Origin of the sequence: Massilia sp. IC2-476 (genome assembly GCF_020707295.1) — a bacterium.
Classification (GTDB): domain Bacteria; phylum Pseudomonadota; class Gammaproteobacteria; order Burkholderiales; family Burkholderiaceae_D; genus Telluria.
In genome coordinates, this window is record NZ_JAJFER010000001.1 from 331,439 (window position 1) to 352,746 (window position 21,308).

15 protein-coding genes are annotated in these 21,308 nt (G+C 63.7%); all 15 read right to left on the minus strand.

The genetic code is table 11. The annotated features are described in order from the left end of the window. Window positions 1-2: 2 nt before the first annotated feature. Window positions 3-1,637 carry an ATP-dependent DNA ligase gene (locus LK539_RS01580; protein WP_227799151.1) on the minus strand — a complete coding sequence of 545 codons (1,635 nt, stop codon included), beginning with the start codon at window positions 1,635-1,637 and terminating at the stop codon, window positions 3-5. Then, complete coding sequence (locus LK539_RS01585) at window positions 1,630-2,697, minus strand: ligase-associated DNA damage response exonuclease (RefSeq protein WP_227799152.1); 1,068 nt, start codon at window positions 2,695-2,697, stop codon at window positions 1,630-1,632. The genes LK539_RS01580 and LK539_RS01585 overlap by 8 nt, the downstream gene beginning before the upstream one ends. A gap of 31 nt (window positions 2,698-2,728) precedes the next feature. Next, window positions 2,729-4,441, minus strand: coding sequence for an ATP-dependent DNA helicase RecQ (locus LK539_RS01590; RefSeq protein WP_227799153.1), 1,713 nt, complete (start codon window positions 4,439-4,441; stop codon window positions 2,729-2,731). A 368-nt stretch (window positions 4,442-4,809) separates the two neighbouring features. Continuing rightward, window positions 4,810-5,337, minus strand: coding sequence for a GNAT family N-acetyltransferase (locus tag LK539_RS01595; protein WP_227799154.1), 528 nt, complete (start codon window positions 5,335-5,337; stop codon window positions 4,810-4,812). After that, a complete protein-coding gene (locus LK539_RS01600) occupies window positions 5,334-5,912 on the minus strand; it encodes an XRE family transcriptional regulator (RefSeq protein WP_227799155.1) in 579 nt (192 codons plus the stop codon). The genes LK539_RS01595 and LK539_RS01600 overlap by 4 nt, the downstream gene beginning before the upstream one ends. 102 nt (window positions 5,913-6,014) lie before the next feature. Beyond that, window positions 6,015-7,595, minus strand: coding sequence for an alkyl hydroperoxide reductase subunit F (gene ahpF, locus LK539_RS01605; protein WP_227799156.1), 1,581 nt, complete (start codon window positions 7,593-7,595; stop codon window positions 6,015-6,017). Between the two features lie 122 nt (window positions 7,596-7,717). Then, the gene (ahpC, locus tag LK539_RS01610; RefSeq protein WP_227799157.1) at window positions 7,718-8,281 is read right to left on the minus strand and encodes an alkyl hydroperoxide reductase subunit C; all 564 of its coding nucleotides are present in this window, start codon (window positions 8,279-8,281) and stop codon (window positions 7,718-7,720) included. 334 nt (window positions 8,282-8,615) lie between these two features. Continuing rightward, entirely contained in the window at window positions 8,616-9,830 is a 1,215-nt protein-coding gene (locus tag LK539_RS01615) for a hybrid sensor histidine kinase/response regulator (protein WP_227799158.1), read from the minus strand. After that, window positions 9,827-10,444 (minus strand): chemotaxis protein CheB, encoded by a 618-nt coding sequence (locus LK539_RS01620; RefSeq protein WP_227799159.1) that lies wholly within the window; start codon window positions 10,442-10,444, stop codon window positions 9,827-9,829. The genes LK539_RS01615 and LK539_RS01620 overlap by 4 nt, the downstream gene beginning before the upstream one ends. After that, window positions 10,441-11,289 carry a protein-glutamate O-methyltransferase CheR gene (locus LK539_RS01625; protein ID WP_227799160.1) on the minus strand — a complete coding sequence of 283 codons (849 nt, stop codon included), beginning with the start codon at window positions 11,287-11,289 and terminating at the stop codon, window positions 10,441-10,443. The genes LK539_RS01620 and LK539_RS01625 overlap by 4 nt, the downstream gene beginning before the upstream one ends. A 2-nt stretch (window positions 11,290-11,291) precedes the next feature. After that, a complete protein-coding gene (locus LK539_RS01630) occupies window positions 11,292-14,774 on the minus strand; it encodes a response regulator (protein ID WP_227799161.1) in 3,483 nt (1,160 codons plus the stop codon). Window positions 14,775-14,895: 121 nt separating this feature from the next. Next, window positions 14,896-17,463: an excinuclease ABC subunit UvrA gene (uvrA, locus tag LK539_RS01635; RefSeq protein ID WP_227799162.1), complete on the minus strand. Its 2,568-nt coding sequence runs from the start codon at window positions 17,461-17,463 to the stop codon at window positions 14,896-14,898. 267 nt (window positions 17,464-17,730) lie between these two features. Then, entirely contained in the window at window positions 17,731-18,609 is an 879-nt protein-coding gene (locus LK539_RS01640; protein WP_227799163.1) for a DUF6602 domain-containing protein, read from the minus strand. Between the two features lie 117 nt (window positions 18,610-18,726). Beyond that, complete coding sequence (locus LK539_RS01645; protein WP_227799164.1) at window positions 18,727-19,851, minus strand: PIN domain-containing protein; 1,125 nt, start codon at window positions 19,849-19,851, stop codon at window positions 18,727-18,729. 207 nt (window positions 19,852-20,058) lie between these two features. Then, complete coding sequence (locus tag LK539_RS01650) at window positions 20,059-21,303, minus strand: glycosyltransferase (protein WP_227799165.1); 1,245 nt, start codon at window positions 21,301-21,303, stop codon at window positions 20,059-20,061. Between the last annotated feature and the right edge of the window lie 5 nt (window positions 21,304-21,308).

The following is a 21,308-nucleotide window of genomic DNA, read 5'->3' on the forward strand; positions in this document are numbered from 1 at the left end:
GCTCATGCCCCGGCCGCGGCCAGCAGGCCTTTCAGGGTGTCGAGGGTGTCCGCTTCCTCGACCGGCTTGTCGAAGCGGCGGCGCAGGATGCGCGGGAAGCGCACCGCGATGCCGGCCTTGTGGCGGGTCGACAGCGCGATGCCCTCGAAGCCGATCTCGAACACCATGGTGGGCTTGACCGATCGTACCGGCCCGAATTTTTCGATCGTGGTCTTGCGCACCGCACTGTCCACCTGCTGGATCTCGGCATCGGTCAGGCCCGAGTAGGCCTTGGCGAAGGGGACCAGCTTGCGCTCCTCGCCCTCGCCGTCCCAGACCGCGAAGGTGTAGTCGGTGTAGAGCGAGGCGCGCCGTCCGCTGCCGGCCTGGGCGTAGATCAGCACCGCGTCCACCGTATAGGGATCGATCTTCCACTTCCACCAGGTGCCGACATCCTTGGTGCGGCCCACGCCGTATTGCGCGCTGCGCGCCTTGAGCATCATGCCTTCGACGCCGCGCGCTCGCGATTCGGCGCGTAGGCTTGCCAGCGCATCCCAGCTGTCCGCCGTCACCAGCGGCGACAGGCGCAGCTGGGGCACGTCGATGGCCGCGACCTCGGTTTCCATCAGCGCGCGCCGCTCGTGCTGGGGCAGCGCGCGCAGGTCGACGCCGCCGAATTCGAGCAGGTCGTAGCAGCACAGCACGGCCGGCAGCTCGGCCAGCAGCTTGGCGCTCAGGGTCTTGCGGCCGATGCGCTTCTGCAGGTCGGCGAATGGTGCGGGCGCCGCGCAGCCGGGCTGCCAGATCAGCACCTCGCCGTCGAGCACCGTGCCCTCCGGGATGCGCAAGTTGGCCAGTTCCGGGAAGCGCTCGGTGATCAGGTCTTCGCCGCGCGACCACAGGAAGTTCTGGCCGCCGCGCCGCACCAGCTGGGCGCGGATGCCGTCGTACTTCCACTCCACCTGCCAGTCGTCGACTTCGCCCAGCTCGGCAGGTTCCCCCTGCAGTTGGTGCGCCAGGAAGAAGGGGTAAGGCTGGCCGCCGCGCAGCTTGTGTTCTTCGTCCGACTGCGCGGCGATCAGCTGCAGGAAGCTGGTCGCCGTGGGTCGCACCGAGTTGTCGGTCCAGCCCATCAGGCGTTGCGCGATCAGCTTGCTGTCGACCGCGGCGATGGCGGCCAGGGCCCGCGTCACCAGCAGGCGCGACACCCCGACCCGGAAACCGCCGCCGATCAGCTTCACGAACAGGAAGCGCTCGCGCCAGTCGAGTTCATCCCAGGCCGCGAACAGGGCTTCACGGATGGTGCCCGGCTCGGCGCCGCGCAGGGGGCCGATACGCCCCTCCATCCATTCGGCCAGCCCGACCTCGCTGCGGCGACTCGGTGGCGGCAGGATGTGGGCGATGGTCTCGGCCATGTCGCCGACCGCGTGATAGGACTCGTCGAACAGCCAGTCGTCCAGGCCCGCGTATTCGATCGCATACTGGCGCAGCAGTTTGGTCGGTACCGCCTGGCGCGGCTTGCCACCGGCCAGGAAGTACACCGCCCAGGCGGCGTTTTCCGGCGCCGCGTGCGAGAAATAGGATTGCAGGGCCTCGAGCTTGCGCGTGGTGGAGGTGGTTTCGTCGAGTTCGGCGTACAGGCGGGCGAATTCACGCATCGCTCTCTCCCGACGGCTCCTCTTCCTTTGCGGCTTCTTTCGAAGCAGCGGCGCCGGCCGGCGGCAGCGCCTCGTCCTCTTCTTCGTCGCCGTACTCGGTATCGAATCCCTTGGCATCCAGCCCGTTCTGGCACAGCCAGCGCACCATGGTCGGAATCGAGCCGTGGGTGACGATCACCTGCTCGGCCTCGGTCGCCTTGATGGCGCTCATCAGGCCAGGCCAGTCGGCGTGGTCGGACAGCACGAAGCCACGGTCCACGCCGCGCCGGCGGCGCGCGCCGCGCAGCAGCATCCAGCCGCTGGCAAAGGAATCGCTGTAGTCGCCGAAGCGCTTCATCCAGGGCGAGCCGCTGGCCGAGGGCGGTGCGATGACGATCGCGCGCCGCAGGGCCGCCTTGTCGATTTCGCTGACCATCACGGTCTCGGGCAGCTCGACACCCCCGGCCCGGTACACCCGGTTGAGCGGCTCCACCGCGCCATGGCAGACGATGGGACCGATCGAGGCGTCCAGGCGTGACAGAATGCGCTGGGCCTTGCCGAATGCATAGGCGAACACCACGCTACAGCGCCCTGCCTCGGCATTGCGGCGCCACCAGGCATTCATCTCGTCGATGACCTGCTGCTCCGGGTCCCAGCGGTAAATCGGCAGGCCGAAGGTCGATTCGGTGATGAAGGTGTCGCAGCGCACCGGTTCGAAGGGCGCGCAGGTCTTGTCCGGCTCGACCTTGTAGTCGCCCGAAGCGACCCACACCCTGCCGCCGCACTCCATCCGGATCTGCGCCGAGCCGAGTACGTGCCCGGCCGGGTGCAGCGAGATGGTCACGCCGTTATGAACGATGGTTTCGCCGTACTCCAGCCCCTGCACGTTGATGTCGCCAAGGCGCGACTTGAGCACGTTGACGCCGGGCGCCGCGGACAGGTAATGGCCGTGGCCGTAGCGCGCATGGTCGCCGTGGGCATGGGTGATGATGGCCCGGTCGACCGGGCGCCAGGGGTCGATATAGAACCCGCCGGGCACGCAATACAGCCCTTCCTTCCTGACGACGACCATGTCTCCCATGCAGCCCCTTCGCGGTTGAAGCGCGGCCTTGTCAGGCCGGCTCGAGAAAATCAGCCAGGAAGGTACGCGGCTCTTCCTGGTCCGGGAATTCCAGTGTGACCTGGTCGCCTGCCACGGCGACGACCACACCTTCGCCATGTTTCGGCGCCTTTGCCCGCCCACCGACTTCGAATTGCGGGCCGGATGGCTCGGGCGCCGGTTCGCGGTCGAATTCGTCGTCGCGGATTTCGATGCCTTCCGTCAGAGCCAGCGCCGGCGGATTCAGGCAGTTGTCGCATTTGCAGCACTTCTCGAAGCCATCGACTTCGTCGCCGAAATAATCCAGCAACAGCTTCCAGCGGCAAAAACCGCTTACGGCATAGCCTACCATCTGCTCGAGGGCCACACGGTCCCGTTCCGCCTTCTGGACATACACCTCTGCCAATTGCCCGAACACTTGCGGGTCAGGCTCCTTGCTGGTAAGCACGTATTCGAGCTTGCGGTTCTGGCGCAGCAGCTTGCCGTCCTTCAGGAGCTTGAGGCAGACCTTGAGCTTGGCCTCGCCCGCTTCCTCCAGCGCCGTCTCGAAACGCTCGGTGGTGAGCGGCCCTTCCTCGGCCAGTTCGCGCGCCACGGTGTACACCGTCTGCAACTCGGCGGCGGCCGGATAGTGCTTCATCAGGAAGAATTGCTGGATGCGCTTGTCGTCCTGCAGGAACAGCAGCGTGCAGCTCGCGTCCAGCCCGTCGCGCCCGGCGCGGCCCGATTCCTGGTAATAGGACTCCAGGTTGGCCGGGATCTGCAGGTGGATCACGAAGCGGGTGTCGCTCTTGTCGATGCCCATGCCGAAAGCATTGGTCGCGACCATGACGCGGCGCTCGCCGCTCATGAACATGTCCTGGTTCTGCTTGCGCTCGGCGGCGCTCAGCTTGCCGTGGTAGATGGTGACCGATTCGCCGGCCTCTTCCAGTACGGCCAGCATTTCCTCGGCTACCTTGACGGTGGCGGCATAGACGATACCGACGCCCTCGCTTTCCTGCACCAGGCGCAAGGCCTGGGCCAGCTTTTCGTGCTGGTTGGTGACCTGCACCACGCCATAGTGCAGGTTCGGCCGGTAGATGCCCGTGTTAATCACGTTCATCTTCGTGCGGTTCAGCTGCTTGCGGATGTCCTCGATCACGTCATCGGTCGCGGTGGCGGTCAGCGCCAGCACCGGCGGCTTGCCGAGGGCGTCGATGGCGGCGGCGATGCCAATGTAGGCCGGACGGAAATCGTGGCCCCATTGCGAAATGCAGTGGGCTTCGTCGATCACGATGATGTCGAGCGTGACTTCCTTGAGCACGGCGATGAATTCGGGCGAGACCAGGCGCTCGGGCGTGCAGAACACGATCTCGCAGGCTTCATTGGCAATCGCCTCGATGGCGGCCGCTTCCTCTTCCGCGTTCAGGCTGCTGTTGACCTGGACCGAGCGGATCCCCATTTCCTCCAGCTTCTCGAGCTGGTCCTTCATCAGGGAGATCAGGGGCGAAACGACGATGGTGATCCCCTCGAGCATCTTGGCGGGGATCTGGTAGCACAGCGACTTGCCGCCGCCGGTAGGCATGATCGCCAGCGTGTCCTTGCCGTCCAGGACGCTGTCGATCACCTTTTGCTGGCCCTCGCGCAGCTGCTCGATGCCGAAGACGGAGCGCAGCAGGCGACGGATGGTATTGCGGCGCACGGCCAGAAGGCCGCGGTGCAGGAGTTTGGGTTCGTGTCGGGTCATGATAGGCATCACTCTATGCCCGCCGCATCGGCCCACCTATAGGACGCAGCCTACCTGACCCGTAGGAGCTCAACTGGAAAAGTGACTACGGATCGTCGTGACAATGTCACAAGGTTTATTCCTACAACTTCGCGGAGTTTTTGCCGATGGTTACGAACATGGCGGATGTCTAAGATGACACCATCATCACTACGAATTCAATCGATCAGGAGTCTTATCATGGCACGCCACCACCCAATGACCTGGACCGCAGTCCACCTGGCACTTGCCAGTGCGGCGACGTGGCTGTTGCTCGAGACCGAAGCGCTGACGGGCGCGCTGCTGGTCGCCTTCCACTGAAGCACGCTGCCCTGACCCTCTCCGGCCTATTATAGGTGCTTGTAGAAGAAGGTCGTCGCACAGAAGGACCCGTCCGGCATCAGCGCGAATTTCGGCACGACGCCGACACGCTCCCATCCGGCGCGCTGGTACAGCCGCTCGGCGTCGCCGCCGGTGACCGTGTCCAGTACCAGCACCGTTTTCCCCTCTTCCCGCGCCACCTCGTCGAGGGCCGCCAGCAGGCGCGCCGCGATACCGGCCCGGCGCGCGCGCCGATGCACCAGCATCTTGGCGACGTCGGCCCGGTGCGGCTGGTTGTCCGGCATCGCCATGACCAGCTGCACGGTGCCGACGATCTTCCCCTCGCCATCGGCGGCGACCAGCAGGGCGCGCTCGCCCCGTGCGACCGCGTCGGCCACGCCACGCCAGAAGCCTAGCGCCCGTTCGCGCGCCAGGGGGAGCATGAAGCTGACGGACGCGCCGCCCTCGACGCAATCGGCCAGCACCTCGGCCAGTTCCTCGACAGCAGCAGCTGCCTCGGCGCCGTCCAGGCGCCGCACGGTCACGGATTCGCTCATTGATGCCCTCTATTGGATGGATACGTCTGGGTTGCCAGCGCCACCAGGTAGCGTGCCGGCCTGGCGCTCGTATTCTGGAAGGAGACCGGGCGGTCCAGGCGCATGGCCAGGCAATCGCCCGCGGCCAGTTGCCAGCCTTCGTCGCCGGCCGTGATTTCCATCGTTCCCTCGATCATCCAGACCTGCTGCTCGACGCCCTGGGTCGAGGTATCGAAGGCGACCCGCTGGCCCGCCGGGAACACGACCTCGACCAGCTGGATCGGCAAGCGCAGCGGCGGCGACAGGTTGCGCCGGGTGTAGCCGGTGACGGGATCGGTCCACACCGGCTGGTCCGCGGCACGCGATAGCGGCGACGCTTCCGTGCCATCCCCCTGCTCGAACAGCGAGGCCAGCGTGACGCCCAGCGCACTGGCCAGCTTGTCGAGCACCGTGGCGGTCGGGCTGCTTTCGCCCCGCTCGATCAGGGAAATGTTCGACCGGCTGACCCCGCTTAGCTCGGCCAGTGCAGCCAGCGACAGGTCCGCCTCCTCGCGCAAGGCCTTGACCCGGCGCGCAATCAATTCGTTGATGTCCATTCATCCATTATAGTGGATTTTTTATCCTGTAAACCGTCAGGCACCGGCAAAATAAAACGCCATCCCGCAAAGGGATGGCGTTTCTTGTGCCGCTAATCAGACTCAGGCAGCCTTGGCTTCGACCGGGCTTTCCTCTTCCACCGGCTGGCGCATCAGGTAGTCGAATGCTGCCAGCGATGCCTTGGCGCCCTCGCCCACGGCGATCACGATCTGCTTGAACGGCACCGTGGTGACGTCACCGGCCGCGAACACGCCCGGGATCGAGGTCTGGCCCTTGGCGTCGACTTCGATTTCGCCGTGTGCAGACAAGTCCATCGTGCCCTTCAGCCATTCGGCGTTCGGCACCAGGCCGATCTGCACGAACACGCCTTCCAGGTCGATCCGCTTGACCTCGCCGCTGTTGCGGTCCTTGTAGGACAGGCCGTTGACGATCTTGCCGTCGCCATGGATCTCGGTGGTCTGGGCCGACTTGATCACGGTGACGTTCTTCAGCGAGTACAGCTTGCGCTGCAGGACCGCATCCGCACGCAGCTCGGCGCCGAACTCGATCAGGGTCACTTCCTTGACGATACCCGCCAGGTCGATCGCCGCTTCGACGCCCGAGTTGCCGCCGCCGATCACGGACACGCGCTTGCCCTTGAACAGCGGGCCGTCGCAGTGCGGGCAGTAAGCCACGCCGTGGTTGCGGTATTCGCGCTCGCCCGGCACGTTGATCTCGCGCCAGCGGGCGCCGGTGGCGATGATCACCGACTTCGATTTCAGCACGGCGCCGGTTTCGGTGTGCACTTCGATCAGCTTGCCTTCAACCAGCTTGTTGGCGCGCTGGGTGTTCATGATGTCGACTTCATAGTGCTTGACGTGCTCTTCGAGGGCGACGGCGAACTTCGGACCGTCGGTTTCCTTCATCGAGACGAAGTTCTCGATGGCGAGCGTGTCCAGCACCTGGCCGCCGAAGCGGTCGGCCAGCACGCCGGTACGGATGCCTTTGCGGGCGGCGTAGATGGCCGCGGCCGCGCCGGCAGGACCGCCGCCGACGATCAGCACGTCGAACGGGTCTTTCTTGTTCAGTTCTGCCGCCTTGCGGGCGCCGGCATTGGTGTCGATCTTCGACAGGATCTCTTCCACGCTGGTACGGCCCTGGCCAAAGTGCTGGCCGTTCAGGAACATCATCGGTACCGCCATGATCTGGCGCGCTTCGACTTCGCTCTTGAACACGCCGCCGTCGATGGCGACGACCTTGATGCGCGGGTTAATCACCGACATCGCGTTCAGCGCCTGCACCACTTCCGGGCAGTTATGGCAGGACAGCGAGATGAAGGTTTCGAAGACATAGTCGCCGTCCAGGTTCTGGATCTGGTCAATCACGGCCTGGTCGAGCTTGATCGGGTGGCCACCCACCTGCAGCAGGGCCAGCACCAGCGAGCTGAATTCGTGGCCCAGCGGGATACCGGCGAAATCGACGCCGATATCGGTGCCCACGCGCCTGATCGAGAACGAAGGCTTGCGGGCATTGTTGCCGTCGTTGCGCACGGTGATCTTGTCGCTCAACGCGGCGATTTCGCGGAGCAGTTCATCCATTTCGCGCGCTTTCGGCGAATCATCCAACGATGCAACGAGCTCAATCGGCTGCACCACTTTTTCCAGATAGGCTTGCAACTGCTTCTTGAGGGTTGCGTCCAGCATGATGTTTTCCTTGACTATGACGTTGTTCTTAAAGGGTATGACAGTGCCTGGGATCAAAAACAGACCCCTGAAATGCACCGGGCCGCCACGGCGGCCCGGGACAGGTACTACGGAACGACTGATTAGATCTTGCCGACCAGGTCCAGCGACGGGGTCAGGGTTTCAGCGCCTTCGGTCCACTTGGCCGGGCACACTTCGCCCGGGTGCGATGCGACGTACTGGGCAGCCTTGACTTTGCGCATCAGTTCCGATGCGTCACGGCCGATGCCGTTGTCGTGCACTTCCATGATCTTGATCTGGCCTTCCGGATTGATCACGAAGGTGCCGCGCAGAGCCATGCCTTCTTCTTCGATCATGACTTCGAAGTTGCGCGACAGGGTGCCGGTCGGGTCGCCGATCAGCGGGTAGTTGACTTTCTTGATAGCGTCCGAGGTGTCGTGCCATGCCTTGTGGGCGAAGTGGCTGTCGGTCGACACGCCGTAGACGTTCACGCCCATCTTTGCGAATTCCGGCTGGAATGCAGCCAGGTCTTCCAGTTCGGTCGGGCAGACGAAGGTGAAGTCAGCCGGGTAGAACATCAGAACCGACCAGGTGCCCTTGAAGTTCTCTTCCGTCAGATCGACAAACTTGCCGTTGTGGTAAGCGGTTGCCTTGAACGGCTTGATCTGGGTGTTGATGAGGGACATGTATTCTCCTGTTTTCGGGTGGTTAAGGATTTGATAGACGCCAGTGTACCGAGCTGGACATCTTTTGTGAAATTGATTGAAACGATACTGTCGATTGATTTTTACTATCGAACAAGTATATCTCCCCCTTACGGGGCAATAACCGGCCGGCAATCGGCGCGATCCGTGAAGTGTGGACGAAACGACAGCGGCGCGCAAGCTGCGCGCCAATCGTATCCGCGAAATCGATAGATTTTCGTAGGGTGGTCGGGTTCCCCGACCGCGCGTTCAGCAGGTGCGAGCACGGTTGTGACGCAGGCCGGAGCTGGACGCGCGGTCGGCAGAGCCGACCACCCTACGCGATCGTCGGCACCGCCGCCGTCTGCTCGCAGGTCGGCAGCACAAGGGTGAAGGTCGAGCCCTCCCCCGGCCTGCTGGTCACGCGCAGTTCGCCCCCGTGCGAGATCGCCAGCTGGCGCGAGATGTACAGGCCCAGTCCGAGCCCTTTCGGCTCGCCGTTGCGGGCGCCCCGCTCGTAGGGCTCGAAGATGCGTTCCAGGTCGCTCTGGGCGATACCCTTGCCTTCGTCGCGCACATGGATGCTGACCGTATCCTGTGCGTACTGGACGCTCACCTCGACCGGCTGGCCGCCGCCGTAGCGCAGCGCATTGGTGAGCAGGTTGACCACCACCTGCTCGATGCGGAACTCGTCCCAGCAGCCCTGCACGGGCGGATGCGGCAACAGCGACAGCTTGCAGCCGGTGGCGGCGGCCTGCAGCGACAGGTCGCTCACCACGCGTTCCAGCAGGTCCATCAGCTCGACCGCCGCCGGGCGGATCGACAGCTGGCCGCTGCGCATGCGCGAGACGTCCAGCATGTCGTCGATCAGGCGGATCATCGACTTGATCTGGCGCTCGTCGCGCCGGATCATGGCTTCGAACTGGTCCGGGCTGATCGAGGCCAGCGTGCCGCGCTTGAGCTGCAGGCTGCGCATCTGCGTTTCCAGGAACAGGGTGTTGAGCGGCGTGCGCAGCTCGTGCGCCACCAGCGACATGAACTCGTCGCGCATGCGCAGGGAGCGCTGCAGCTCTTCCTGGGTCTGGTGCAGCTCGCGCAGCAGGGTTTCCTGCTCCTGGCGGCTGCGCTCGAGCGCGGCCATCTGGCGCTGCATCTGGCGCCGCTGCTGGTCGAGCGTGACGAACACGTTGACCTTGCTGCGCACGGCGTCCGAGTCGAGCGGCTTGTAGAGGAAGTCGACCGCGCCCGTCTCGTAGCCCTTGAAGGCGTAGTTCAGTTCGCGCCCGGCGGCCGACACGAACACGATCGGGATGTTGCGGGTGCGCTCGGTACCGCGCATCAATTCGGCCAGCTCGAAGCCGTCCATGCCGGGCATCTGGACGTCGAGGATGGCGAGCGCGAACTCGTGTTCAAGCATCAGCGCCAGCGCATCCATGCCCGAGGAGGCCTGGAACACGAGGCGCCCTTCGCCGCGGATCAGGGCGTCGAGCGCGCGCAGGTTTTCCGGCAGGTCGTCGACGATCAGGAGTTTGCTTGGGTCTTGGGCGCTCATGGGTTCCTCAGCATGGGAAGCAGTGTCCGGATGGCGGACAGCGGCAGCACGAGATCGGGGGCGCAGCGGCGGATGGCTTCCTCGGGCATCGCGCTGGCCTGGGCTTCGTTCGGGTCCTGCACCACCGTCAGGCCGCCGCGTTCGCGGATCCGGCACATGCCGTCGGCGCCGTCGTGGTTGGCGCCGGTCAGCAGGATGCCGGCCATGGCCGGGCCGTAGGCGTCGGCGGCGGACTCCATCAGGACGTCGATCGCCGGACGCGCGAACTGGACCGGCGGCTCGCAGCTCAGCGAGAAGCAGCGGTCGCGCTCGATCGACAGATGATAGCCCGAACCGGCAAAATAGATCACGCCGGGCTCCAGCTGCTCCTTGTCGCGCGCCTCGCGCACCGGCAAGGCGGCGCGCAGATCGAACAGCTCGGCCAGGCGGCTGTCGCGGTCGGCGGGCACGTGCAGGATGCAGACCACCGTGGAGCGGTAGTCCACCGGGATCTCTGGCAGCAGGCCGATCAGGGCATCGACCCCGCCGGCCGAGCCGCCGATCACGACCAGCTCGGTGCGGCGCCCGCGCAGTGCCTCGCCGACCTGGCCAATGGCGCTCAGGGGAATGCTCATGCGGCGCCCTTGCGGTAGATGCGCTCGCGCCGCGCCAGCACGTCGAAGCGGTCGACGTAGCTGGAGAACTCGATGCTCTCCTTGCTGCCCAGCCCCATGAAGCCGCGGTAGCACAGCGATTCGTGGAACAGGCCGAGCACGCGGTCCTGCAGCTTGCGGTTGAAATAGATCAGGACGTTGCGGCAGCTGACGAAATGGGTCTCCGAGAACACGCTATCAGTCGCCAGGCTGTGGTCGGCGAAGGTGACGTTCTCCACCAGCGAGCGGTCGAACAGGGCGCCGTCGTAGGCTGCCGTGTAGTAGTCGGAAAAAGCGCGCTTGCCGCCCGCCTTCTGGTAGTTCTCGGTGTACTGGCGCATGGCCTCCACCTTGAACACCCCGCGCCGCGCCGCTTCCAGCGATGCCGGATTGATGTCGGTGGCGTAGATCAGCGAGCGTTCGAGCAGCCCCTCTTCCTGCAACAGGATGGCCAGGGAATACACTTCCTCGCCGGTGCTGCAGCCGGCCACCCAGAGCTTCAGCGACGGATAGGTCCGCAGGAAAGGAAGGACGTGCTCGCGCAGCGCGATCCAGTATTCCGGATCGCGGAACATCTCGGTGACGGGAATCGTCAGGTACTGCAGCAGCTGGGCGAAACCGTCCGGCTCGTGCATGACCTTGGCCTGCAGGCTGGATACGGTGTCGCATTCCATCTCGCGCATGGCCACCAAGATGCGGCGCTTCTGCGAGGCTCCGGTGTAGTCGCGGAAGTCGTAGTTGTACTTCAGGTACACCGCCTCCACGAGCATTTTCAGCTCGATGTCGAAATCGTCCGGCGGATTGGGATCGAGGGGAAGCATTGTCATCCTTAGATGCGTTCCAGTGCCGGCATCCACACCCGGAGCAGCGAGTACAGGCGCGAGAGGTCGATCGGTTTGGCCAGGTAATCGTTGGCGCCGGCAGCCAGGCACTGCTCCTGGTCGTCCTTCATCGCCTTGGCCGTGATGGCGATGACCGGCAGGCGGTCGAAGCGGCCGTCGGCACGGATGCGGCGCGTCGCTTCCAGGCCATCCATGCCCGGCATCATCACGTCCATCAGCACCAGGTCGATGCCCGGCACCTCGTCGAGCTTGGCCAATGCTTCGAAGCCGTTGCGTCCCACCTCGACTTTCGCGCCGCGCGACTCGAGCGCGCTGGTCAGCGCGAACACGTTGCGCACGTCGTCGTCCACCAGCAGGATGGTACGCCCTTCGAACACGCGGTCGCGTCCGCGCACGGCCTTCAGCATGGTCTGGCGCTCGGACGACAGCTCGCTCTCGACCTTGTGCAGGAACAGCGTGACTTCGTCCAGCAGGCGCTCGGGCGAACGGGCGCCCTTGATGATGATCGAGCGCGAATACTTGAGCAGTTCGGCCTCCTCGTCGCGCGTCAGGTTGCGGCCGGTGTACACGATCACCGGCGGGAAGGAGCACAGCTCCTCATGCGACATGCGCTCGAGCAGCTCCCTGCCCTGCATGTCGGGCAGCTTGAGGTCGATGATCATGCAGTCGAAGGTCTGCTCTTTCAGCAGCGTGAGGGCTTCGCCGCCCGTACCCACCGCCGCGATCTGCACGTCGGCGTCGGCGATCAGCTGCACCACGCTCTCGCGCTGGCGCTCGTCGTCCTCGACCAGCAGCACGCGCTTGATCTTCTGGCTCGATTTTTCCTGCAGCTTGCGGAACACCTCTTCCAGCTGCTCGCGCGAGGTGGGTTTCAGGGCGTAGCCGATCGCGCCCAGGTGCAGGGCTTCGCCGCCGTTCTCGATGCTCGAGACGATGTGCACCGGGATGTGGCGGGTAGCCGGGTTGTCCTTCAGTTGCTGCAGCACCGACAGGCCGGAGCTGTCGGGCAGGCGGATGTCGAGCAGCACGGCGTCCGGCTTCTGGGCCGAGGCCAGCGCCAGGCCTTCGCCGGCGCTCAAGGCCACCAGGCAGCGGTAATCGAGTTCGTGCGCCAGGTCGAACAGGATGCGCGCGAATTCCGGTTCGTCTTCGATCACCAGCACCGTGCGCGTGCCGGCCGCCGGTTCGTCGCGGTCGTCCGGGAAGCTGGCCAGCGGCTCGGTCTGGGCTGGAGTGGCCGCCGCGGCCGGCGCCGGCGTGGGTGCGGCCGCCGGCTGGAACTGCACCTGCGCCGGCGCCAGCGTCGGCGCCGCCGGCGGGGTCGCCGCCACCGCGCCGCTCTTCGGCAGGCTCAGGGTGAACAGGCTGCCCTCGCCCGGATTGCTGGACAAGCTCAGGTTGCCGCCCAGCAGGTTGGTCAGGTCGCGCGAGATCGACAGGCCCAGGCCGGTGCCGCCGAAGCGGCGGCTGGTGGTGCCGTCGGCCTGGTGGAAGGCGTCGAAGATCTTTTCCTGCTGGTCCGGCGCGATGCCGATGCCGGAGTCGCGCACGCCGAACTGGACCCAGCCTTCCGGCGTCACGCCCACGCTCATGGCAACCCGGCCGCTGTCGGTGAACTTGACGGCGTTCGACAGCAGGTTCTTGAGGATCTGCTCGACGCGCTGGCGGTCGGTGGTGATCGATGCAGGCACGTTCGGCTCGATGCTGACGCTGAAGTCGAGCGCCTTCTGGCGCGCCAGCGGTTCGAAGGTGCGCGCCAGGCCCTCGACCATGCGGCGCAGCGGCACTTCTTCCGGCACCAGTTCCAGCTTGCCCGCTTCGACCTTCGAGATGTCGAGGATGTCGTTGATCAGGTGTAGCAGGTCGTTGCCGGCCGAGTAGATGGTCTGGGCGAAGCGCACCTGTTCGTCGTTCAGGTTGCCGGCCGCGTTATCGGCCAGCAGCTTGGCCAGGATCAGCGAGCTGTTGAGCGGCGTGCGCAGCTCGTGCGACATATTGGCCAGGAACTCGGACTTGTAGCGGCTGGCGCGCTCCAGCTCGAGCGCGCGCTGGCGCAGCTGTTCCTGGGCCGCGGTCAGGGAAGCGTTCTTCATGTCCAGCGCCAGGGCCTGCTCGGCCAGCTGGTCGTTGGTGGCGCGCAGCTCGGACTGCTGGTTCTCCAGCGCGGTCTGCGATTCTTCCAGCGCGCGCGACTGCTCTTCCAGCTCCTCGTTGGCGGTGCGCAGCTCTTCCTGCTGCACCTGCAGTTCTTCGTTCAGGGTCTGGGTCTCTTCCAGCGCATGCTGCAGGCGCTGGCGGTACAGCACCGCCGCCATCGACGCGCCCACGGCCGGGGCGATCAGCTCCATGAACTCGCGGTCGCGCGCCTGCACCGGGTGCAGGAAGCCGATCTCGATCACGCCCTTGACCTTGCCGTAGTTGTAGACCGGCGCGATCAGGATCTCGCGCGGCGAGGCTTCGCCCAGCGCCGATCCCACCTTGATGTAATTGTCGGGCAGTTCGCGCAGGTGCAGGATGCGGTTCTCGTTGGCGGCCTGGCTGGCCAGCGACTCGGTCGGCTGGATCAGCTGGGCATGGTCGGCGGCATCGTGCGCGAAGCCATAGGCGCCGATGCGGCGCAGCACGCCCTCTTCGCTGCGCACGTACATGGCCGACACCACGCCTTCCAGGTAGCGCGTCACCTGTACCAGCACTGCCTCGGCCAGCGGCTCGAGCGCATGGATGCCGGCGCTGCGGGTCGCCAGTTCGGCCTGGCCGGTGCGCAGCCAGTCCTGGTGGCGCAGCTGGGCATTGTGCTCGGCCTCGTGGTCGAGCACTTCCTGGTAGGACTGCGATAGGCCCACCAGCTGGCGGCGGCCGAACAGCGCCAGGCCGATACCGACCAGCAGGCTCAGGAGCAGGAAGCTCGCCACCGACCAGGTGGTGACGCGGCGCGCGGAATCGTTGCGTTCCTGCAGCAGGCGGCGCTCGGCGTCGAGCATGAGTTCGAAGGTGCGGCGGATCTCGTCGGTCAGGTTCTTGCCGCGCCCGGTTCGCACGGCGCCCACGACGTCGCCGTCGGCGCGGCGCAAGGCGATCATCTCGTTGGCAAACGCTTCCCACTGGGCCTGGGCCGACTGGATCCGGCGCACGCGGTCGGTCTGCACCTGGTTGTCCTCGACCATTCGCCCCAGGCTGCGCAAGCCGTCCTGCATGCGCTGGCGCGCCAGGTAATAGGGTGACAGGAAAGTCTCGTCGCCGGCGATCAGGTAGCCGCGCATGCCGGTTTCCATCTCGGCGGAGAGCTTGCTGACTTCCTGCGACTGGCCGATCACCCGCTCCGAGTGCTCGACCCAAGTCAGGACATTGATCAGGTAAGCGATGATGGCGACGAAGACGATCGCCGTGACGACGCTCAGCGCCAGGGGCAAGGCCACATTGCGGGAAAGAATGCGGCGAAACTGCGAATTATCGATGGATGAGCCGGGCATGCGCGACGAAAAGTTAGGAAAAAAATATCCTAAGTGTAACGCAAAGCTTGTCTTTTCTCGCACACAATTGAATGAATGAAATGCATCTCCATTGTCTTATCAGAAATACATTTCTACAAATTCAACTTGCAATGTGTCGGGCCAGGTAGGGCGCGGTGCGGCTTGTCTTGCACCGCGCCACCTCTTCCGGCGGCCCGGCGCAGATCAGCTTGCCGCCTTCATCGCCTGCGCCCGGGCCGACGTCGATCACCCAGTCGCAGCCGGCCACCACCCGCATGGTGTGCTCGACCAGGATCACCGTATTGCCGGCGTCGACCAGGCGGTTCAGCTGGAGCATCAGGCGGTCAGCGTCACGCGGGTGCAGGCCGGTGGTCGGCTCGTCCAGCACGTAGAGCGTGTTGCCGCGGCCGGCGCGCTGCAGCTCGGTGGCCAGCTTGATGCGCTGGGCTTCGCCGCCGGACAGTTCGGTGGCCGGCTGGCCCAGGCGCAGGTAGTCCAGCCCCACCTCGACCAGCACCTCCAGTGCGCGCTCGACCAGCGCCTCGCCCTTGAAGAAGTCGGCCGCCTCGCCTACCGTCATGCCCAGCACCTCGGCAATGTTCTTGCCGCGGTAGCGCACCTCGAGGGTCTTGGCGTTGTAGCGCGCGCCCTCGCAGGTCGGGCATGGCGCATACACGCTGGGCAGGAACAGCAGCTCGACCATGACCGAGCCTTCGCCGGCGCAGTGTTCGCAGCGGCCCTTGGCCACATTGAAGGAGAAGCGCCCGGCATCGAAGCGGCGCTTCTTCGCGTCCGGCGTGGCCGCGAACAGCTTGCGCACCTGGTCGAACAGGCCGGTATAGGTGGCCAGGTTCGAACGCGGGGTGCGCCCGATCGGCTTCTGGTCCACCCGCACCATGCGCCGGATCTGGTCCATGCCTGCCACGATGCGGCCTTCGAGCAGCAAGGGCGCTTCCTGTTCCAGCCCAGGCTCTTCAAGCTCGGGCGCTTCCGCTTCAGCCGTCCCCTGCCCGAGCGCCGCGCCGACCAGCTCGACCAGCACCTGGCTGACCAGGCTCGATTTTCCGGAGCCGGACACGCCGGTCACCGCCGTCATGACGCCCAGCGGGAAGGCGGCCTCGATGCCGTCCAGGTTGTTGCGGCGTACGTCCTCCAGCCTGAGCCAGCCGATCGGCTCGCGCGGCCTGCGTTTTGCCAAGGGCGCCTCGTCGAACAGGTAACGCCGGGTCTGCGATTGTTCGACCTGCTTCAGGCCCTCGGGCGCGCCGCTGTACAGTACCTTCCCGCCCCGCTCGCCCGCCTGCGGACCGACGTCGACGATCCAGTCGGCCTTGCGGATCACGTCGAGCGCGTGCTCGACCACGAACAGCGAATTGCCGGCGCTTTTCAGCTGGTCCAGCGCATCGAGCAGGGCCTCGGTGTCGGCCGGGTGCAGGCCGGCCGAGGGCTCGTCCAGCACGTAGACCACGCCGAACAGGTTGGAGCGCACCTGGGTCGCCAGGCGCAGGCGCTGCAGCTCGCCCGGCGACAGGGTCGGCGTGCTGCGCTCCAGCGCCAGGTAGCCCAGGCCCAGGTCGAGCAGCACGCCCAGGCGCGCGCACAGGTCCTGGGCGATGCGCTGGGTGACGATCATCTGTTCCGGGTGTTCCTTGGCGCGCGTCTTGTCCTTGGCCGCCTTGCCCGACGCGTAGGGTTTCAACAGGTCGGCCAGGCGCGCCAGCGGCATGCGCGACAGCTCCATGATGTCGATGCCGGAAAAGGTCACCGACAGCGCTTCCTGGCGCAGCCGCTTGCCGCGGCATAGCGGGCATTCGGTACTGACCATGTAGCGCGCGACGCGCTTCTTCATCGAGGCGCTCTCGGTGTTGGCGAAGGTCTGCAGTACGTAACGGCGCGCGCCGGTGAAGGTGCCCTGGTAGCTGGGCGTTTCCTTGCGCCTCAAGGCCGCCTTCGTTTCCTTCGGGGTCAGCCCGGCGTAGACGGGAACGGTGGGCGTCTCGTCGGTGAACAGGATCCAGTCGCGGTCCTTCTTCGGCAGCTCGCGCCAGGGCGTGTCGACGTCATAGCCCATGGTGACCAGGATGTCGCGCAGGTTCTGGCCGTGCCAGGCCGGCGGCCAGGCCGCGACCGCACGCTCGCGGATGGTAAGCGTATCGTCCGGCACCAGCGACTGCTCGGTCACCTCGTAGACCCGGCCCAGGCCCGAGCACTGCGGGCAGGCGCCTTCCGGGGTATTCGGCGAAAAGGATTCGGCGTACAGCAGCTCCTGGCCGGGCGGATAGTCGCCGGCGCGCGAATACAGCATGCGCAGGGAGTTCGACAGGGTCGACACGCTGCCGACCGAGGAACGCGCCGTGGGCGAACCGCGCTGCTGCTGCAGGGCCACCGCGGGCGGCAGGCCGTCGATCTCGTCGACCTCCGGCACCGGCATCTGGTGGAACAGGCGGCGCGCATAGGGCGACACCGATTCCAGGTAGCGCCGCTGGGCTTCCGCGTACAGGGTGCCGAAGGCGAGCGAAGACTTGCCCGAGCCGGACACGCCGGTGAACACCACCAGGCTGCCCCTCGGGATGTCGACATCGACGTCCTTCAGGTTGTGCTCGCGGGCGCCGCGCACACGGACATAGCCGGTGCGGCTTTCGCCGGCGTGAGAAGTGCTGTGTTCGTGCTGCGTTGGCTTGTGGCGCATGGCTACCCCAGGGTCCGGTTCAAGTCCTATTGCACCCTACTCCGGGGATATTGACCGTGCGCTTACGAACAGTTCAGCGGCACAGCGAGGCCAACCGCTCGCGCAGTGCGTGAAGTCAGCCGGGCGGCTCTCGGCGGCCACCCGGCGGCAGGCCTCGGCCGTGGTGCCGATTCCGCCGTGGTGCACGAGGGCCGCCCCGTGCGGCAGCAGCGCCCGCAGCGGCACGTAGTCCTGCCACGGCACGGCATGGCTAAGCATGGCAAAGCGTCAACGCAGACGAGTACACGGGATCGCCCCTAGCCTCTTGTCATGGGGCCTTCGCGAAGGGAATGCTGTGTAACCAGGGCGCCGCAGGTTTCGACGTGTTTTATCGTAAAAAACACTAAGCAGCCCAGTCAATAGAAATTGCAGTCCAAGATGAGATTCGCCATCCTGATGTTTGAAGCCAATATATTCGGCGTGCTTAATGTTCTTTTCTGGGCGTCGCTTGAAGACACTCCATTCATCAAGCGCCCCAATAAATCCAACAAGCTTGTCGAACGAAATGTCCGATTTTCCAGCGTATGCCAAATCTACTTGCGCAAATATCCAGTCCAATGTATCTGTGCGAGACTTCTCGATTTTCGACCTCACGGAAACGAGTGCAAGAAACGGACCGCGAACTTTGTCGGCGCGATCATTGGAACTCAGCGTCTCACAAAGAGTGGCAGCATTAAATAATGCCTCGCATTCTTTCTTGACATCTCCGTCGTTTAAATGTTTTTTAACCGAAATTATTCCAACCACACCCTCAGGCGGCACAATAGCGCTACTCCCGAAACGCTGAAATACAGGATAATTACTGGAATCGAATACGATGATGTCAAGCTGGGTGGAGTGGCAATCCAACTCCCCTTCCCTCTCCTTTCCAGCTTCACCGGTCTTGACCGCAGGGCGCAGAATAAAGCCCGTCAAGACCTCCAGCCCATTCGGTAGAAAGCGACCGAGATATTCTCTAACAAGGTCTTCGACAAACCTGCCGTCTTCACCCTTATGCTCGGCACCTTCCCCTTTCGGTGCCGGAATGAGGGTTTCAAACTGTTGATACGTCTTAACCAACGCATCTACCTCACTCGACCAGTAGGTCTGAATTCTTTTTCCATCCATTCGAAGTCTTTTGCCCTATAAAATAAATCGCATCACATCTTCTAAACCGACTAATTCCGATCATGCCATGTACTCAACGACCGTAATTGCTCACCTCAAAGACTTTCTCGGACACCGTTAGATCCTTGACAGCGATAACAGCAAGGGATCGAATGTAAGATCTTTTAATAAAGCACCGGATTTATAATCAAAATCGATATAGTTAAACATGAATTCAGAATGGTTTTGCATATCACGAAACTCATTTTCCCACTCGTCTCTTTTTGAGAAACCTTTTCGCTCGACGAATTGATTCACGCTACCGGAAAATATAAAGTCTGAGTCCATGAAATTTGCGAACCTCCAATCATCCATATAGAAGGAGCAAGTGATTTCAATCTCAACTATGCCTGAAATCTCCATGACTCCGACGTCGCCATCCTCCACAACCGCACATTCTCTGACTTTACAATTTATGTTATGAATATCCACATTAATGAGAAAACTCCCCAATATCTCGTCTTCAAAACCATGAAAGTCGGACAATATTGCATTCTCTAATTTCTCCGAGATTTCTTTGCGGGTTTGAGGAATGTTTGTACTCTTATACTTGTCTGCTAAATCGCTACTTAATGCTTGAAACAATACAGTATACGAGGATGCGGCCGAAACGTAGTGCATTCCGAACGACTGTTCGAGTTCCACAATCCCACTTTTATCATTTTTCGCCGAGCCAACAAAATCCTGAAGATTGGCCGTTAAGAGTATTGCTTTCACAGAAGATGATATTGAATCAAAGTAATCGCTAATTGATTGCAAAATCAGAAAATCTTTATAACCCTTCTCGGTATTCTTTTCATTTCCGAAAGGAGCGGTAGCCTCATACATCCGCCCAACAACAGCTTGGTGCGAAATAGTTGGGTAAGGCAGCACAATAACTTCATTCTTTTTTATGAAGTCATTCAGCCTTGTCTTGTATCTTACTTCGGAATTCGCGATTTTTTTGACTATGCTTTTCTTATTCAGCTCAGCCGGTTCTGCAACGAATTTATTGACATCTTCGATTGCTTTGGTCAGCTGCGACAATTTGGAATTAAATTCTCGCCGAAAGTTTCCAATCAATTCGTCGTACACCACCATCGGCAAACATAGCCTGAACCCGAATAGCCCTCTTGTTTTGACAAGCTTTGTTAATTCACGCCCGGAGAACCTGGCGTCCTTGATTAACATATTTGTATCAATTATTACATGACTTATCGACATTTTTAAATAAGAACCTTAAGTACCAGGTCGTTAGGAAACAGCCATCGCAAACCGCGCGTGCGTCTGGCTCAACCGTACAAATCATCTGAAAAATGATTACCTAACGAAGCAGGGTTGGCCACCGGCGACACTGCTGAGTGTAGACCGCACCTAGCTTTCGAGGCAACTCACGATCACGTGCAAGCTCTAGACGCATCGGCGAGTACGTCACTTGATCGATATTAGTCGCCTGCACAGCGGCGCAAGGTCCGCAGGCACCGTCATGGCGGCTGCCCTGGCGCAGGCTTTGGCCACGCTCTCTTTTCCTACGACGTCATTCAGTCGCTTTCCAAGCCTTTGCGAGTTCAGCCGGGCGGCGCGCAGGCTGGTCCCCACGCCAAGGGCCTGCACCCGCGCCGCATTGTCGAACTGGTCGTGCGCCAGCGGCACCACCAGCTGCGGCGTGCCTGCACGCAAGGCTTCGGCCGTGGTGCCGATGCCGCCGTGGTGCACCAGGGCCGCCATGTGCGGCAGCAGCACGCGCAGTGGTACATAGTCCTGCCACAGCACGGGCGTCGGCAGCTGGGCCGGCAGCTGCTCGCGGTGCGGCGTGAGCAGGATGGCGCGCAGGCCGCGCCGCGCGCAGGCATCCAGCGCGCAGCGGAAGTAATACCTTGCCTGGCGGTTGCCGGTGCCGGGCGTGAACACCACCGGCGGCGCCCCCGCCGCCAGGAAGCGCGCCACTTCCGGCGCCAGCTCGACCTGGGGCGATGGATCGTAGAGTGGAAAACCGGTGCGCTGCAAGGGCTGCGGCCAGTCGGGCTGGGTCGGCGCGAACCATTCGGGGAACAGGGTCACCGACAGGTCGGGCACCTTCATCAGGAAGTCGACCAGGTCGGCAACCGGCGCCAGGCCCTGCGCGGCACGCGCCGCGTTCACGTCCGGCAGCGCCACCGGGTTGATCAGTGCATCACCCAGCTTGCGCCACAGCCAGCGCCGGGCGCCCTGCGGCACCCAGCGCGGCACTGGCCACGGTCCCAGCAGCAGCGGGTCATGCACGGTCGGCAGGTTCGAGGGGGCGAGATAGGCGGCGGCCACCTTCAGGCCGGGCCGCTGGGCCCGGCACAGGTCGGCCTCAGGCAGCGCCAGCGGATGGACCAGCAACACGACCCGCTCGCCGGGCGGCAGTGCGGCGACCCAGGCCGGCACCCGCGCCATCGCCGGCCGGGTCGCGTTCCACACCACAGCCAGGCCGCGCGTCGGATGCCACAGGTCGGGATGGTCGAGCACCGCCTCGTCGGCCGGCAGGCCATGGAATGCCAGCCCGGTCGGTTCGACGAAGGGCGCATGCTGCGACGGCCCGAGCATGCTGACCCGGTGCCCTGCTTCGCGTAGCGCAAGCGCCACGCGCATGAAGGGGAACAGGTCGCCGGCCGAACCGATGGTGACGACGACAACGTGCAACTGCGGCATCGTGC